General features: G+C 39.3%; 17 protein-coding genes. All 17 read left to right on the forward strand.

The window, feature by feature from the left end; genetic code table 11:
- Positions 1-93 precede the first annotated feature (93 nt).
- Positions 94-1,281: a G5 and 3D domain-containing protein gene (locus NSS70_RS00235; RefSeq protein ID WP_066247264.1), complete on the forward strand. Its 1,188-nt coding sequence runs from the start codon at positions 94-96 to the stop codon at positions 1,279-1,281.
- A 129-nt stretch (positions 1,282-1,410) separates the two neighbouring features.
- The gene (gene rnmV, locus NSS70_RS00240; RefSeq protein ID WP_340732250.1) at positions 1,411-2,019 is read left to right on the forward strand and encodes a ribonuclease M5; all 609 of its coding nucleotides are present in this window, start codon (positions 1,411-1,413) and stop codon (positions 2,017-2,019) included.
- Positions 1,973-2,851 (forward strand): 16S rRNA (adenine(1518)-N(6)/adenine(1519)-N(6))-dimethyltransferase RsmA, encoded by an 879-nt coding sequence (gene rsmA, locus NSS70_RS00245; RefSeq protein ID WP_327848306.1) that lies wholly within the window; start codon positions 1,973-1,975, stop codon positions 2,849-2,851. The genes rnmV and rsmA overlap by 47 nt, the downstream gene beginning before the upstream one ends.
- Before the next feature lie 75 nt (positions 2,852-2,926).
- A complete protein-coding gene (gene yabG / locus NSS70_RS00250; protein WP_063387588.1) occupies positions 2,927-3,823 on the forward strand; it encodes a sporulation peptidase YabG in 897 nt (298 codons plus the stop codon).
- 188 nt (positions 3,824-4,011) lie between these two features.
- Entirely contained in the window at positions 4,012-4,278 is a 267-nt protein-coding gene (gene veg, locus NSS70_RS00255) for a biofilm formation stimulator Veg (RefSeq protein ID WP_063387587.1), read from the forward strand.
- A 137-nt stretch (positions 4,279-4,415) separates the two neighbouring features.
- Positions 4,416-4,604 (forward strand): small, acid-soluble spore protein, alpha/beta type, encoded by a 189-nt coding sequence (locus NSS70_RS00260; protein WP_063387586.1) that lies wholly within the window; start codon positions 4,416-4,418, stop codon positions 4,602-4,604.
- A 149-nt stretch (positions 4,605-4,753) separates the two neighbouring features.
- Positions 4,754-5,623, forward strand: coding sequence for a 4-(cytidine 5'-diphospho)-2-C-methyl-D-erythritol kinase (gene ispE, locus NSS70_RS00265; RefSeq protein WP_063387585.1), 870 nt, complete (start codon positions 4,754-4,756; stop codon positions 5,621-5,623).
- A 56-nt stretch (positions 5,624-5,679) separates the two neighbouring features.
- Positions 5,680-6,501 carry a pur operon repressor gene (purR, locus tag NSS70_RS00270; RefSeq protein ID WP_063387584.1) on the forward strand — a complete coding sequence of 274 codons (822 nt, stop codon included), beginning with the start codon at positions 5,680-5,682 and terminating at the stop codon, positions 6,499-6,501.
- A 35-nt stretch (positions 6,502-6,536) separates the two neighbouring features.
- Complete coding sequence (gene ridA, locus NSS70_RS00275; RefSeq protein ID WP_063387583.1) at positions 6,537-6,911, forward strand: 2-iminobutanoate/2-iminopropanoate deaminase; 375 nt, start codon at positions 6,537-6,539, stop codon at positions 6,909-6,911.
- Positions 6,912-7,071: 160 nt separating this feature from the next.
- Positions 7,072-7,365: a septation regulator SpoVG gene (gene spoVG, locus NSS70_RS00280; protein WP_063387582.1), complete on the forward strand. Its 294-nt coding sequence runs from the start codon at positions 7,072-7,074 to the stop codon at positions 7,363-7,365.
- A gap of 662 nt (positions 7,366-8,027) precedes the next feature.
- A complete protein-coding gene (gene glmU, locus NSS70_RS00285; RefSeq protein WP_066247215.1) occupies positions 8,028-9,407 on the forward strand; it encodes a bifunctional UDP-N-acetylglucosamine diphosphorylase/glucosamine-1-phosphate N-acetyltransferase GlmU in 1,380 nt (459 codons plus the stop codon).
- A gap of 19 nt (positions 9,408-9,426) precedes the next feature.
- Complete coding sequence (locus tag NSS70_RS00290; RefSeq protein WP_063387580.1) at positions 9,427-10,383, forward strand: ribose-phosphate diphosphokinase; 957 nt, start codon at positions 9,427-9,429, stop codon at positions 10,381-10,383.
- A gap of 190 nt (positions 10,384-10,573) precedes the next feature.
- Positions 10,574-11,188, forward strand: coding sequence for a 50S ribosomal protein L25/general stress protein Ctc (locus NSS70_RS00295; protein WP_340880739.1), 615 nt, complete (start codon positions 10,574-10,576; stop codon positions 11,186-11,188).
- An 80-nt stretch (positions 11,189-11,268) separates the two neighbouring features.
- The gene (gene pth / locus NSS70_RS00300) at positions 11,269-11,826 is read left to right on the forward strand and encodes an aminoacyl-tRNA hydrolase (protein WP_063387578.1); all 558 of its coding nucleotides are present in this window, start codon (positions 11,269-11,271) and stop codon (positions 11,824-11,826) included.
- A 76-nt stretch (positions 11,827-11,902) separates the two neighbouring features.
- On the forward strand, positions 11,903-12,130 hold the full coding sequence (locus tag NSS70_RS00305; protein WP_063387577.1) for an anti-sigma-F factor Fin family protein: 228 nt from the start codon (positions 11,903-11,905) through the stop codon (positions 12,128-12,130).
- A gap of 66 nt (positions 12,131-12,196) precedes the next feature.
- The gene (gene mfd, locus NSS70_RS00310; RefSeq protein ID WP_242009343.1) at positions 12,197-15,724 is read left to right on the forward strand and encodes a transcription-repair coupling factor; all 3,528 of its coding nucleotides are present in this window, start codon (positions 12,197-12,199) and stop codon (positions 15,722-15,724) included.
- A 190-nt stretch (positions 15,725-15,914) separates the two neighbouring features.
- A complete protein-coding gene (spoVT, locus tag NSS70_RS00315; RefSeq protein ID WP_340880742.1) occupies positions 15,915-16,451 on the forward strand; it encodes a stage V sporulation protein T in 537 nt (178 codons plus the stop codon).
- Positions 16,452-17,550: the final 1,099 nt, after the last annotated feature.

The raw sequence follows: 17,550 nt of genomic DNA on the forward strand, positions 1-17,550 counted from the left end.
CAAAAAACGAGAAAAGTGCAGGAGGGTTGACAGGTTTAAAAATACTCTATATAATCTCACGGAGGAGAAGGAGGCGTTTTCGTGATTGAAAACATGAAAAATATGGTATCCAACCTTTCCAAGAGAAAAAAGTATGTCCTTTCTGCAGTCGGTGTATGTTTAATTGGCACAGGAGCAACGTATGGGGGATATGAAGGAACAAAAGATACTGTTAGAGTCACTATTGATGGGAAAACAGAGGAAGTAAGGACCCATGCAGACCAAGTCAGTGATCTTTTGAAAGAATTAGATATAAAATTACAAGCTAATGATTATATTTCTCATGCGAAACATCGGGACATTCAAGACAACATGAATATAGTGATAAAATATGCCAAACCTGTCCAGCTGATTGTAGACAATGAGCGAAGGAAGATTTTCACAACTGCTGATACGGTAGAAGATGTTTTAAGGCAGCAAAAAATTTCCATTACCGAAAAAGATGAAGTTCTACCAGCATTAGATGCAAAAATTGAAAAAAACATGGAACTAAAGGTGAATAAAGCGCATCTTATCACTTTAAATATTGGTGGGAAAAACCAACAGATTTGGTCTACTTCGACTACTGTCGCTGACTTTTTAAAGGAACATAACGTAAAATTGAACCCAATGGATAAAGTAAAGCCTGGGCTAACAACAGTGTTAAATAAAAACACAAATGTAGAAATTACCAGAGTAGAAAAAGTCACCGATGTAGTGGAAGAACCAATTGTATTTAAAATCGTTCAACGTACAGATAAAAATTTAGCTGAAGGAACGAAAAAAGTGATTCAAGAAGGCGAAAAAGGAACACGCCAAAAACAGTTTGAAGTCATTTTGGAAAATGGAAAAGAAATTTCCCGTAAGCTTATAAAAACTGTAACAACGAAGGAAAGCAAAGATAAAATTGTTGTTGTCGGGACAAAAGCTTCTTCGCAGCCTGCACTAGCTTCAAGAGGAACTGGCAGCAAGTCTAAAGAATTTTATGTGACGGCTACTGCATATACAGCATCCTGCAATGGCTGTTCAGGCACAACAGCAACGGGGTACAATTTGCGCTCAAATCCAAATGCAAAGGTAATCGCAGTTGATCCGTCTGTCATTCCGCTCGGATCAAAGGTGTATGTTGAAGGATACGGATATGCAGTTGCCGCCGATACTGGTTCAGCAATTTCCGGAAATAAAATTGACGTATTTTTCCCAAATAAGTCTCAAGCATATCAATGGGGTCGAAAAAAGGTCAAAATAAGGGTTTTACGTTAACTTTATCGAGTGCTGTTTTGACAGAGGGTTTCGACCCTCTGTTTTTTTACGTTATAATTGAAAATCAGTAGCCTTTTATACAATTTGACGACAAATATTACAAAAAGGTTTCAAGTTTTGGAGGAAAAAATGAAAAAAAAAATAAAAGAAATTATTATCGTTGAAGGTAAAGATGATACGCTGGCAATAAAAAGAGCAGTGGACGCCGATACGATTGAAACGAACGGCTCTGCCATTAATCAATCGATTATTGAACAAATACGCCTTGCCCAAAACACGCGGGGAGTTATTATTTTTACGGATCCTGACGCTCCGGGAGAAAAAATTCGCAAAACAATAGCTGAACATGTTCCTGGATGCAAACATGCCTTTTTGCCACGCAATGAAGCCAGAGCAAAAAACGGGAGAGGAATTGGCGTTGAACATGCCAGCGCAGAATCTATTCGGAAAGCGCTGCGTTCGGTGAGAGAGGAAATGAACGAATGGAAAAGCAGCATTTCCATGTTAGATTTGATTTTTTATGGTTTAATTGGCGGTCCAACGGCAAAAAAGCGGAGGGAAAAGCTTGGAGAGCGGCTAAAAATCGGCTATGCTAACGGAAAACAGCTAATGAAACGCTTGGCAATGTTTCATATTACGAAAGAAGCGTTTTTGGAGGCAATTGAGGCGATCTTAAAGGAGGAAGAGGCATATGGAAAAAGAAATAGCAACGTTAAGCCGAACGAAACAAATTCTTGAAAAATACAGCTTTTCTTTTAAAAAAAGCCTAGGGCAAAACTTTATTGTGGAACCGAACATATTGCATCGAATGATTGAGCGTGCAGGTGTAACAGAAGAAACAGGAGTCATCGAAATAGGCCCAGGGATCGGCGCATTAACAGAACAATTAGCAAAAAATGCTAAGAAAGTTGTTGCCTTTGAAGTCGATGGCAGACTGCTTCCGATTCTTGAAGAAAATTTAGCTCCATATTCAAATATCGAAATCATTTATCAAGATGTATTAAAGACAAATCTCCACGAAATCATTGAAAAAAAATTGAACAATTGCCGTGAAGTCATGGTAGTCGCCAATTTGCCATACTATATCACCACGCCGATCATTATGAAGCTTTTGGAAAACCGTTTGCCACTAAAAGCGATCGTCGTCATGCTTCAAAAAGAGGTGGCAGAACGAATGACAGCCAAACCGTCAACAAAAGATTACGGCTCATTATCCATTGCCGTCCAATATTACACTGAAGCGAAAACGGTTATGTCGGTGCCGAAGACAGTATTCATCCCTCAGCCAAACGTGGATTCGTCTGTCATTCGCCTCGATTTGCGTCCAGAACCGCTTATTCATGTCAAAAATGAAGCATTTTTCTTTCAAGTAGTAAAAGCAAGTTTTGCTCAAAGAAGAAAAACGTTATTGAACAATTTACTCAACAACTTACCCAATGGGAAGGCGAATAAAAACATAATTGAAGAATGTTTGACATCAGCAGGAATCGATGGAAAGCGCAGGGGGGAATCATTGACCATTGAAGAATTTGCTTTATTGAGCGACAGACTTTACGAAATATTTAAATAGGGTAAATCACCATTTTGAAAAGCAAGACATACGTTAAAGAAGAAAAGAAAACTATTCCCGTTCGGAGTGAACATTATGCTAATAAAGCCGGGGATGATAGTGGCCAGAAAGTCTTATCAGTGCGATTTGCTTTTTCGGATTTTAGAAATAAAAAAGGATCATACTGGCCGTCTGATTGCCCTTATTTCAGGACAGGACGTCCGTTTAATTGCTGATGCCCCTTATGACGACTTAGTCATCATGAATAAAGAAGAACAAAAAATACGTGAAAAACAAGAAAGGGAAAAAATAGAAAATACGCTTTATCTCCTGAAGCAAGATTATGATCTATCTCGTGAAAAACAAGAATTTTACGCTTCGTCCGAATTTGAATATCAAAATGAATGTTTTCATATTCCAGGCAGAGTATTACATGTAGATGGCGACCCCAATTATTTGGAAAAATGCTTAAATTTATACGAAAAAATTGGTGTTCCTGTTCACGGCATACATTTAAAAGAAAACGAAATGGCTGATCATATTGATGAGCTTTTAGAAAAATATCGGCCGGATATACTAGTCATTACTGGACATGATTCTTATTCGAAGCATAAAGGGACAATATTGGATTTGAATGCTTACCGACACTCGAAGGATTTTATTAAAACGGTCAGGAAGGCACGGAAAAAAATTCCCGGGCTTGATCAGCTGATTATTTTTGCCGGTGCATGCCAATCTCATTTTGAGTCATTAATAAGAGCTGGGGCCAATTTTGCAAGTTCACCGTCAAGAGTAAACATTCATGCTTTAGATCCTGTGTATATTGTTTCTAAAATCAGCTTTACTCCTTTTGTAGAACGTATTAATGTTTGGGATGTACTTCGAAACACCTTGTCGCGGGAAAAAGGATTAGGAGGCATTGAAACAAAGGGCGTCATGCGGTCAGGTTTACCATTTAACCGATATATTGAGGAAGCAGGTCAAAACGAATAAACGTTTGGACTGCTTTTTTTTTGAATAAATCCATATAATTTTTGCAAAAACGGGAAAACTATGACAAGTATTAGAGAAATTTGTTGAAAAGAAAACGTTGACACAGATGTTTAAAGGCTGTTATAATAAAAAATTTATTTGACTTATTAGTCGATTCTGTGTATAATGAACTTTGTGAGGTGGTTCCAATGGCAAAAACGTTATCCGATATTAAACAAGCTCTCGATTCTAATCTAGGGCGTCGATTAACATTAAAAGCGAATGGCGGACGTAGAAAAACAATTGAACGTTCAGGCGTTTTAGCCGAGACGTATCCATCGGTTTTTGTGATTGAACTTGACCAGGAAGAAAATGCTTTTGAACGCGTTTCATACAGCTATGCAGATGTGTTAACGGAAACAGTCCAAATTACTTTTATAGATGAAAACAACAATGTTGCAATGGGCGGGCAGTAAACGAAATTTGTTTGCTGCTTTTATTTTTTTCTCTGGCATTTTTTTAAAAGCATAAATCAAGCTTTTCGCTTGAAAACTAACAGTAAGCGGATAAAATCCGCAGGAATGTCTGTTTTTATTTAAGGGGGAGTCAAAGAATGGCTAGACGCCGAGGCATTATGTCAGAAAGCTTTAAGTATGAATTGGCTAAGGAATTGGGCTTTTATGAAACGGTCAAAAATGAAGGATGGGGAGCCATTCGGGCTCGTGATGCCGGAAACATGGTAAAACGGGCGATCGAGATTGCAGAAGAGCAATTGGCTAAGCAAAACGGCAAAACTTTTTAAAAGCAGACATTCGGGTGGCCGGCTCATAGTTTGGGCCGGCATTTTTTTGTGTTTTCAATGGACGGATTTTGTCGAATTATGCTATTATATCCCTATTTATGGTACAATGTGAATACATTTTGTCAGAACGAAAAAGTAGGTGAAAGTATTTGCGAGTATTGGAAAAAGCTCCGGCAAAAATTAATTTATCTTTAGATGTTTTACATAAAAGATCTGACGGATACCATGAAGTGAATATGGTCATGACGACCATAGATCTAGCTGATCGAATCGAGCTGAAGCTTCTTGATGAAAATAAAATACGTATCATATCGCATAATCGATTTGTGCCAGATGATGATCGGAATTTAGCTTACCAAGCGGCACAGCTTTTAAAGGACCGTTTCGGGATTCAAAAGGGTGTGGCAATCACGATTTCAAAGTGCATCCCTGTTGCTGCGGGCCTTGCAGGAGGGAGCAGTGATGCAGCAGCAACGTTAAGGGGATTAAATAAACTATGGAATTTGGACCTTTCCCTTGATGATCTTGCGAAACTTGGAGCAGAAATTGGTTCAGATGTTTCTTTTTGTGTTTACGGAGGCACAGCTGTGGCGACCGGAAGAGGCGAAAAAATTGAGCTGATTGATCCTCCTCCGCATTGCTGGGTCGTATTGGCGAAGCCTGATATCGGTGTGTCCACTGCTGAAATTTACCGACATTTGAAGATAAATGACATTGAGCATCCTGATGTTAGTGGAATGGTCAAAGCGATAAAGGATCAAAATTATCAAGAAATCTGTGCGAAGCTTGGAAATGTCCTTGAGTCGGTCACAATGAAGATGTATCCGGAAGTTGCTTTGATTAAAGAACAAATGAAACGTTTTGGAGCTGATGCTGTTTTAATGAGCGGAAGCGGACCGACAGTATATGGACTTGTTCAACACGAGTCGAGGCTTCATCGTGTTTATAACGGCTTGAGGGGATTTTGCGATCAAGTGTATGCAGTCAGAATGCTTGGGGATCGGATAGCCCTTGATTAAATGCGAATATTAAGTTATATTTACTTTAAAAACATTCGGGATTTGGAGGTTCGTCTATGAAATTTAGACGCAGTGGGAGACTTGTCGATATGACACACTATTTGCTTCATCATCCACATGCGCTCATCCCATTAACTTTTTTCTCTGAACGGTACGAATCAGCTAAATCCTCCATTAGCGAGGATTTAGTGATCATAAAGCAAACCTTTGAGCAACAAGGGATCGGAACTTTAATCACAACCCCAGGCGCAGCTGGCGGTGTCAAATTTATTCCGAAGGTGACGAGGGACGAAGCAAATGGAATTATTCAAAGACTGTGCGAGAAAGTCTCAGACCCCAGCCGGCTTTTGCCTGGAGGTTATTTATATTTAACAGATTTACTGGGAAATCCAAAAATGATGAATCAAATCGGGCGTTTATTTGCTTCGGTTTTTGCGAATCGTACAATTGATGTCGTCATGACTGTAGCTACGAAAGGAATCCCAATTGCTTATGCAGTTGCCAGCTATTTGGATGTTCCCTTTGTCATCGTTCGCCGTGACAATAAAGTGACAGAAGGGCCGATGGTAAGCATTAATTATGTTTCAGGCTCTTCGAAAAGAATCCAAACTATGACGCTTGCAAAGAGGAGCTTAAAAGAAGGATCGAATGTGTTAATTGTTGACGACTTTATGAAGGCCGGAGGAACGATCAACGGCATGATCAGCATGCTGTCTGAATTTGGCGCAAACGTTTCAGGAATTGGGGTTCTTGTGGAATCAGAAAGCGTGGATGAACGGCTTGTAAATGAATATATTTCCATTTTAAAACTTTCCGATATGAATGAAAAGGAACGATCCATACAAGTTAGTAAAGGAAATTATTTCGATTTCCTCTAGCATAAAAATAATGAATCGTAAGGGAGTGTTTCAAAATGAAAGTCGTTTCAACAAAAAAGGCTCCGGCTGCAATCGGACCATACTCTCAAGGAATTATTGTGAATAACATGTTTTATAGCTCTGGACAAATTCCTTTAACCCCTGAAGGAAACTTGGTACAAGGAGATATTAAAGAACAGACTCACCAAGTTTTCGCGAATTTAAAGGGTGTATTGGAAGAAGCAGGCGCTTCGTTGGAAACTGTCGTCAAAGTAACCGCATTTTTAAAAGATATGAACGATTTCGCTGCTTTTAATGAAGTATATGGGGAATATTTTCAAACGCATAAGCCTGCTCGGTCATGTGTGGAAGTTGCAAGACTTCCGAAAGATGTCCTCGTTGAAATTGAAGTGATTGCTTTAGTTAAATAAAAGGTTGATTGTTCAGGATCCGTTTTGCGAATCGGATCCTTTTTTATTTTTTTATTTTTCCCAAAAATTTTTTGTGTGAAAAGAAGGAAAATTTAAAAATCCGTTGAATTGTTGAATTATGGTTACTAAAGTTTTTGCGAAGAAAAAGGTGGTGAACAGGATGGAAGTGACAGATGTAAGATTGCGCCGCGTCAATACAGAAGGTCGGATGAGAGCGATTGCGTCCATAACATTGGATAATGAATTTGTCGTCCACGATATACGTGTAATTGACGGAAATAACGGCCTTTTTGTAGCAATGCCTAGTAAACGTACACCGGATGGAGAGTTTCGAGACATTGCACATCCTATTAATTCAAATACTCGCGGTAAAATTCAAGACGCTGTTCTAGCTGAATATCACCGTTTAGGTGAGACGGAAGATTTTGAATATGAAGAAGCAGGGGCTTCATAAAAATATGATGTAAAAGAAGGGGCTTAAAGCATTCAGCTTAAGACCCTTTCTTTTTTAAAGGATCTGTTCACTAATACGATTTAGTAAACGTTTGCAAAAGAATAGATGGCCTCCTTTGTTTTTCTTACATACTCAATTGTTATGCAGCTATTGATCATCAAGTCTGATGGTTGTATAGGAAATGGTATTTGTTTCAAAAATTAATGTTCATACATCGGCATTTGAAAAAACGAAGAAATGCAGAGCTGTAAATCGTAAATCAACTTCGTTGAACAACAATGCATCCAAGTATAACCTTCTACGTTCAGCCACTGTCAGAAAATCTGGTTCATCGAAAGGAAGCAATCGAATAAATCAAAAAAACTTTAGGCAATATTGTTCTGCTGAAATGAATTTTTTTTGTGTTAAGGCCTCCAATCAGGTGTTCTTTTCCTTCTTGTTTTTTCGTCAAAGTATCAAAACCGGCCTTTAGAGAAGAGGGAAGAAGCATAAAATTTAGGGCTTCCTCGTAGATTTTTAATAAAATTCCTATCCTATTTCTGTACCTTTTTCGAGAAAAATAGAGTGAAACGGAAATTTACGGAATCACACAAGATTTCTTGAAATAGAACATTATTTAAGATAAGATTTTTATGGATAAAAAGGGTATTGGAGGCCTATAAATGGAGAAATGTTTTGCAGTCATCTTAGCAGCCGGGCAAGGAACAAGAATGAAATCAAAGCTCTATAAAGTGCTGCATCCTGTTTGCGGTAAACCTATGGTACAGCATGTGATAGACAATGTTTCCAAGCTTCAAGTTGACGAAATCATTACCGTCGTCGGTCATGGTGCGGAAAAAGTAAAATCAGAGCTCGGCGAACAGACATTGTATGTTTTGCAGGAGCAGCAGCTTGGAACTGCTCACGCTGTTTTGCAGGCGGCTCAATATCTTGAGGGGAAAGAAGGAACGACAATTGTTGTTTGTGGCGATACGCCGCTGATCACCAGCGAGACGTTTGAAAAATTGTTAAAGCATCATCTGGAAACGAAAGCAAAAGCCACCATTCTGACAGCAGAAGCGGATGATCCGACTGGATATGGACGAGTGATCCGCAATGAAGAAGGGCTGGTTGAAAAAATAGTTGAGCATAAAGATGCTACAGAAAGTGAACGTCTTGTGACAGAAATTAATACGGGAACTTATTGCTTTGATAACGCTTCCTTATTTGAAGCTTTAAAGCATGTCAATAATGACAATGCGCAAGGCGAATATTATTTGCCGGATGTAATTGAGATTTTGAAGGAAAAAGGCGAAATCATTTCAGCGTTTCAAACAGATTCTTTTGAAGAAACGTTAGGGGTAAACGACCGCATAGCGCTTTCGCAAGCGGAGCTTATTATGAAAAGGCGAATCAATCAAAAGCATATGAAAAACGGAGTTACAATTGTCGATCCTGATAATACATATATATCAGCAGATGCAGAGATCGGACAAGATACTGTCATTTATCCGGGTACAGTCATTATCGGTAAAACGGTCATCGGAGAGGAATGTGAAATCGGTCCCAACTCCGAAATTAAAGATTGCCAAATTGGCCATAATACGAACATCCGTCATTCTGTTGTTCATGACAGTCAGATCGGAAATCAGGTTAACATCGGTCCGTTCGCACACATTCGCCCAGCCTCCGTTATTGACGATGGAGTAAAAATTGGGAATTTTGTCGAAGTCAAAAAATCTAAAATTGGAAAAGAATCGAAAGCATCCCATTTAAGCTATATTGGAGATGCAGAAGTTGGGAATGGGGTGAATCTTGGCTGCGGTTCGATAACAGTTAACTATGACGGGAAAAATAAATATTTAACGAAAATCGAAGACGGAGCCTTTATTGGATGTAATTCAAACCTTATTGCGCCGGTTACGATTGGCGAAGGAGCATATGTAGCAGCCGGATCAACTATTACAGATGACGTCCCTGGCAGCGCATTATCGATCGCAAGGGCTCGTCAAGTGAATAAAGAGAGATACGTCATCGAAAAAATGAATGGTAAAAAATCGTAATTTGGAGGGTCCCTTTACAATGACAAAAAATCGTTATAAAGACGAAAATTTAAAAATCTTTTCTTTAAACTCAAACGCAGCCCTTGCCAGGGAGATCGCGGATATAGTAGGAGTCGATTTGGGAAAAAGTTCGGTTACGAGATTTAGTGACGGGGAGATTCAAATTAATATTGAAGAAAGCATTCGCGGCTGCGATGTATACGTGATCCAATCGACAAGTGATCCAGTCAATGAGCATTTAATGGAATTGCTCATTATGATTGATGCGCTTAAACGTGCATCTGCCAAAACCATTAATATTGTTATGCCATACTATGGTTATGCGCGGCAGGATCGGAAAGCACGTGCAAGAGAACCTATTACTGCTAAGCTTGTTGCGAATTTATTGGAAACTGCAGGCGCGACAAGGATGATTACTCTTGATTTGCATGCGCCGCAAATCCAAGGTTTCTTTGACATTCCTATCGATCACTTAATGGGAGTGCCGATTTTAGCAGATTATTTCTTGGAAAAACGCTTTGATGATATTGTCATTGTTTCTCCTGATCATGGCGGTGTGACGAGAACACGAAAAATGGCAGATCGGCTGAAGGCGCCAATTGCCATAATCGATAAGCGCCGTCCTAAGCCAAATATGGTTGAAGTTATGAACATTGTTGGGAATGTCGAAGGCAAAACAGCCATTTTAATTGATGATATCATCGATACAGCAGGAACGATTACGCTTGCGGCAAATGCTCTAGTAGAGCATGGAGCAAGGGAAGTTTATGCCTGCTGTACACACCCGGTGTTGTCTGGACCTGCGATAGAACGAATTCAAAACTCGAAGATTAAAGAGTTAGTCGTAACGAATTCAATCGCTTTGCCGGAAGAGAAAAAAATTGAAAAGCTGATTCAGCTTTCTGTCGCTCCATTGCTAAGTGAAGCGATCATCCGTGTTCATGAAAAACAATCGGTCAGCGTGCTTTTTGACTAATATTTTGTCTTTGACTTTTAAACGATTTTAGCAGATTATAATATTATAGGGATCTTCTTTGCGAGTTGTGAGTTGATTATTTCTTTCATTAGCATGTTTAGACTTTGTGATGATGGGAAACCAATAGTAGTAAGAAGGCTTTTTTCGAATTGAGTTATTAGAAAAAAAGTCTGAAAGAAAGGGGATTACCATGACAGCAGTCATACATGCAAAAGAAAGAAAATCATTTACCAATTCGTCAAGAAGAAAAGCTAGAAAGCAAGGACAAATTCCTGCCGTAATTTACGGAAAAAAACAAGAGAACAAAGCGATTTTAGTGAGCGAATCGGAATTGTTAAAAATTTTGCGCGAACAAGGGCGCAATGCGATGTTGAACATTCAGCTTGACGGCGAAAACCATCAAGCCCTCCTGTACGAACTGCAGCATGACCCAATGAAAAACACGATTATACATGCGGATTTTTATGTTGTCGATATGGATGATGAAGTAGATATCGAAGTACCAATTGTCTTAATTGGAGAAGCAAAAGGAGTAAGAGGGGGCGGTGTGCTGCAGCAGACAACACATGAGGTGGAAGTGAGAGCGAAACCTGCTCATATTCCTTCGACGATTGAAGTCGATGTAACAAACTTAGAAATAGATGATACAATCCATGTACAAGATATTCAAACAGATGGACAGTTTAAAATTTTAGATGAGCCTGAAACGGTTGTGGCAACCATCCTGCCGCCGGAAAATGAAGACTTGGATACGGCTGATGAGCAAAAAAGTGAAGAGAAGGAAGACGGAGCTGTAGAAGAATAAATTAGGCGTAACCTATTTTGGTTACGTCTTTTATGCTATTAATTGTCATCTCACTATCATAAAAAATTGGGGGACATTTCATGAAAGTAATAGCAGGGCTTGGCAATCCTGGAAAAAAATATGAACAAACTAGACATAACGTTGGGTTTATGGTAATTGATGAATTATCAAAGCGTTTAAACATATCTTTAAATGAAAGCAAATTTAACGGGATATACGGTATCGGTCATTTTTCAAATGAAAAGATATTATTGATAAAACCGCTTACATTTATGAATTTATCGGGTGAATGCATTCGTCCTTTACTGAATTATTACAATGTCCCAACTGAACAGTTGGTTGTAATATATGACGATTTAGATTTGCCTGTAGGCAAGATTCGCCTTAGAATGAAAGGGAGTGCTGGTGGTCACAACGGAATGAAATCTATCATTCAGCATTTAGGTTCGGAAGATTTTAAACGGATTCGAATTGGGATTGGCCGTCCGAAACACGCGATGGATATCGTCGACTATGTATTAGGAAAATTTACAGAAGAAGAAATGCACCATATTCAACATTCCGTTGATCGATCGGCTAGTGCATGTGAAAAATGGATACACACGCCATTCTTAGAAGTCATGAACGAATACAATTAACAAACGTATAAAAATGGCTCCTGCCGTTCATAATAATCATAAAACCTTTCATTCCACAAGTGCAGGAGGTTGGAGGATGCCGCTTCATTATTATTGCCGCCATTGCGGCGTCAAAATTGGTAGCATTGAAAAATCTGTTTTTAGCGTCGATTTAGGATTTCATCATTTAACGAATGAAGAGCGGAAAGAAATGATCGAGTATCTTCCAAACGGTGATATTCATGTCAAAAGTATTTGTGAAGATTGTCAGGAGGCGCTAGAGCGAAATCCCGATTTTCATCAATATGAAAATTTTATACAGTAAAAGCTTTGGAAACTTGATTTCAAAATTTCCAAAGCATTTTTATATTTGTCGAGAGGAGGCTGGAGATTGGAAAGCCTGTATCAATTTTTTTATGCGCAAAACGACTTTCAAGCAGTTGTAGACGGTATAAAAGAAGGTTTGAAAGAACAAATGGTAGCCGGACTTTCTGGCTCAGCAAGGTCTGTATTTATTTCCGCTTTTTACAAAGATATCAAACAACCGATGCTGGTTGTGACTCATAACCTTTATCAAGCTCAGATCATTTATGAAGATTTAAATAATTTACTAGGCGATTCCGTCTATTTGTATCCTGTAAATGAATTGATCGCATCTGAGATCGCAGTCGCAAGTCCAGAGCTAAAAGCACAAAGGATGGAAGTGTTGAATCGTTTATGTAAAGGTGAAAAAAGCATCGTTGTAGCCCCTGTTGCTGCATTAAGACGAATGCTCCCACCGAAAGAGTTATGGAAAAGCCATCAGCTTTCTATTTCTGTTGGAGGAACATTTGAATTAAACGAGAAGCTTCCGCATCTTCACTCAATGGGATATGAACGTGTTTCCATGGTGTCTGCTCCTGGGGAATTCAGCGTGCGCGGTGGAATTATTGATATTTATCCTTTAACGGAGGAACATCCTATTCGCATCGAACTATTTGATACGGAAGTAGATTCAATCCGAACGTTCAGTCTTGAAGACCAAAGATCGATTGAAATGATTCAAGAAGTGACAATCGGACCGGCAGAGGAAATCATTTTAACGGACAGCCATTATGAAAAAGGAATGAAGCAGTTAGAAGCGGCTTTATCAAACAGCTTAAAGAAATTGAAAAAAGATGAGCACAAAAATTTATTTATAGAAAATATCCGCTATGATCTGGAAAAATTGCAAAATAGGCAGAAGGATCAGGAGTTCTTTAAATATTTTTCATTCTTTTATGACAAACCTGCTAGTTTGCTAGATTATTTCCCTGCGGATACGGTTATTGTCATTGATGAAGTAAGCCGTGTGCATGAAATGGTTGATCATCTTGAGAATGAAGAAGGAGAATGGTTTACTTCTTTACTGGAACAAGGGAAAATTGTCCATGATGCGAAAGTGTCCCATAAATACTACCAGCTTATACGTGACACATCTTATCCAATTGTTTATTTATCACTGTTTTTGCGGCACGTCCCCTATACAAACCCGCAAAATTTGATGAACGTGTCTTGCAAGCAGATGCAAAATTTCCATGGACAAATGCACTTGTTGAAATCAGAAGTTGATCGCTGGATCAAGGCAAATTACACCGTAGTTTTTCTCGGTGCAAATGATGAACGGACCAAAAGACTTGAACGGGTGCTTGGAGACTATGAGATTGAAGCGGTCATTTCTGATTCAAACCACATTCTGTCAAAGGGGCTGCACATTTTAAAAGGAGATTTACAGACAGGCTTTGAACTTCCTTTAGGACGACTTGCGGTCATAACGGAAGAAGAACTTTTCAAAAAGAGGGTTAAACGAAGACAGCAAAGGCAGAAGCTTTCAAATGCAGAAAGAATTAAAAGCTATTCTGAGCTTGAAGTGGGAGATTATGTCGTACATGTTAATCATGGGATTGGAAAATATCTTGGAATTGAAACTTTAGAAATTAACGGTATACACAAAGACTACCTGCACATTCGTTACCAAGGAAATGACAAACTGTATGTTCCAGTTGAACAAATTGATCAAGTTCAAAAATATGTGGGCACAGAAGGAAAAGAGCCGAAAATTTACAAATTAGGCGGAAACGAATGGAAAAGAGTCAAGAAAAAAGTGGAATCGTCTGTTCAAGATATTGCTGACGATTTAATTAAACTGTATGCTGAGCGGGAAGCAAGCAAAGGCTATGCGTTCAGCCCTGATTCGGAAATGCAAAGGGAGTTTGAAGCAACATTCCCTTATAAAGAAACGGAAGATCAGCTTCGTTCCATTCAAGAGGTGAAAAAGGATATGGAACGGGAGCGGCCGATGGATCGACTTCTTTGCGGAGATGTCGGATATGGGAAAACCGAGGTGGCGATTCGGGCTGCCTTCAAAGCAATTATGGATCAAAAACAAGTTGCCTTTCTTGTTCCGACAACCATTTTAGCGCAGCAGCATTACGAAACGATCAGGGATCGTTTTCAAGATTACCCAATTAACATTGGTGTATTAAGCCGCTTCCGGACGAGAAAAGAGCAGAATGAAACGATTAAAGGCTTGAAAAATGGAACAATCGATTTAGTCATTGGAACACATCGTTTGCTTTCCAAAGATGTTCAATTTAAAGATTTAGGCTTGTTGATTATTGATGAGGAGCAGCGATTTGGAGTTACACATAAAGAAAAAATAAAACAAATGAAAGCAAACATTGATGTGTTAACTTTAACGGCAACTCCGATTCCAAGAACACTCCACATGTCCATGATCGGCGTGCGTGATCTATCAATTATTGAAACTCCTCCAGAAAATCGCTTTCCTGTTCAAACATATGTAGCGGAATATAACCCAATGCTTGTGAAAGAAGCGATCGAACGTGAATTAGCGCGAGGAGGTCAAGTATACGTTTTATATAACCGGGTTGAGGATATCGACCGGAAAGCCAATGAAATCTCTATGCTTGTTCCAGATGCAAGAGTAACCTTTGCACATGGAAAAATGTCTGAAAATGAGCTTGAATCGGTAATATTAAACTTTTTGGATGGCCAATATGACGTGCTTGTCAGCACAACTATTATTGAAACAGGTGTGGACATTCCGAATGTAAATACATTGATTGTTTATGACGCCGATAAAATGGGGCTTTCTCAGCTCTATCAATTGCGCGGGCGTGTCGGTCGTTCCAATCGTGTCGCTTACGCATATTTTACTTACCGGAAGGACAAAGTTTTATCAGAAGTTGCTGAAAAACGATTGCAGGCCATTAAAGAATTTACTGAATTAGGTTCAGGTTTTAAAATTGCGATGCGTGATTTGGCCATTCGGGGAGCCGGTAATTTGTTAGGTCCTCAACAGCATGGCTTCATTGATTCGGTAGGTTTTGATTTATATTCCCAAATGCTGAAGGAAGCGATCGAACAACGGAAAGGTGAACGGCCAAAAGAGACAAAAAGGGAAGTTGAAATTGAGCTTGAATTAGATGCCTACATTCCGCAGTCTTACATTGATGATGGAAAACAAAAGATTGACATGTACAAAAGGTTTAGAGGCATCGAAACGTTTGATGATTTACAGGAACTGCATGAAGAATTATTGGACAGATTTGGCGAGTATCCAAAGGAAGTAGACTTTTTGTTTAAAGTAGCGAAGCTAAAGTTATATGCACGGCAAGAAAAAGTCGAAGTCATTAAACAAACGAAAGATCTAATCACGATTCTTATTTCAGAGGAAGCAAGCAGCTCCTTTGACGGACAAAAATTGTTCGAGCTAACGGATGAATTCGGTCGCATAGTCGGGTTTGGCATGGAAGGGAAAAGGCTGAAATTAACATTGCAAATTCATAATTTAGAAACTGAAAAATGGCTGTCTATTTTAATGAAGCTGTTGGCAGGCTTAAAAGACGCAAAGAAAGAAGAAGTTTCTGCCGGCTAATATTGAAACAGGGTTAAAATGGAAATGCTGGCAATGGGTTTTTAAGCAGTGTTTGGAAAAAATTCGCTTTCATCATGTATATTACGTGGGTAGTGAAGGATACTAATTTCAACGATGCTGATTGTTCCAAAAATGGAAAAAGGGCAATCGCTACTTTACTAATCTTTAGATGAAAGTGAGGCAGCATAAGATGAAAGCAACTGGTATCGTTCGACGGATTGATGATTTAGGCCGTGTAGTCATTCCTAAAGAAATTCGAAGAACATTGCGTATCCGTGAAGGCGACCCATTAGAAATTTTCGTTGACCGAGATGGTGAAGTAATACTGAAAAAATACTCCCCAATCAGTGAATTGAGTGATTTTGCGAAAGAATATGCTGAAGCGTTATTCGATAGCTTAAACAGCCCCGTTCTCATATGTGATCGTGATGCTATTATTGCTGTTTCCGGAGTTTCGAAAAAAGAGTATTTGAATAAAAATATAAGCGAGGTGCTGGAACGGGTGATGGATGAACGGCAACCGGTTTTCATTTCAGAAGAAGAAGAAATTGAAATCGCTGATGGTGTAACAGAACAAGTAAAATCTTATTGCATTGGACCGATCATTGCAAACGGTGATCCTATCGGGGCTGTTGTCATATTTTCGAAAGAGCAGCCTTTAACAGAAGTAGAAAGTAAGGCAGTTGAGACAGCCGCTAGTTTTTTGGCAAGACAAATGGAACAATAAAGGGAATAATTACTTTTTTACTTCTTCCACAAGCAGACTGTCTCCAACACCACGTTAATAAAAGAGACCACAGAATTCACAACAGTTTCTGTGGTCTCTTCTTGTGCGCCCGGCATGGGTGTAATCTATAGGGTGAAAGTCCCGAGCTGCGAAGGCAGAAGTAGCAGTTAGCTTAACGCAAGGGTGTCCGTGGTGACGCGGAATCTGAAGGAAGCGAGCGGCAAACTTTGGGTCTCTCGGAACACGAACTTCATATGAGGCTAGGTATCACTGGGTGAGTTTGCAAGACAAAACAAAGCCCTTTCTGCCGAAGGTGATACAGAGTAAATGAAGCAGATGGATGGAAGGAAAGATTACACTCTTACCCGGGGAGGTCTGGCTGGCACGCCAAGTAACCTTGGTAACCTATCTAGTGATAGATAGCTGAACAGTCAGAAGTCAGCAGAGGTCATAGTATTAGTTGGTCTAGAACAACTAAGAAGGACCGAACAATTAAGAGAGAATAGCCCTTGGCATTCAGTGAGTCATGATGAACACAGAAAACGTAGTACCTCACTTGAGGGAGGAAGCGGTGAATCCCGTGGGAGATCTCTTGGAGGGTGGAGTGACCACTGGCATAAAGAGAACAGCTATTCACGGAAGTTATAAAGACTTGCGTCAATTATCTTAATTGAACCGCCGTATACGGAACCGTACGTACGGTGGTGTGAGAGGACGGGAGTTAATCGCTCCCTCCTACTCGATTATTTCCACTCTTCACGTATTTAACAAACGACAACGCTACTTGTTTAAAACATCTTTCGGATGGAAAGCTACAACGTAAAACATGATTGTGTTGGATGGATTTATTTCCATCATTTTCAAAGTTCATCTATATGATATTTCGACACGGTTTGTTGAAGTTCTGGTTTTCCTCTTTAGGAACAGACTAAAACCTTTTGTTCCTCTAATTCACCTTCTTATTTTGGGGAATTTTTCTAAAATCCTGCCGATGAATTTGCCAAGAAAGCTCATCACTTCGAAGGGTGGACAGCCAATTCCCTTCACAATAGTCAACAGGATAGCAGGCATTTCATCGCTGTTAAATTTTTTTGAGCGT

It is taken from the genome of Aeribacillus sp. FSL K6-2848 (assembly GCF_038004325.1).
Taxonomy (GTDB): domain Bacteria; phylum Bacillota; class Bacilli; order Bacillales; family Aeribacillaceae; genus Aeribacillus; species Aeribacillus composti.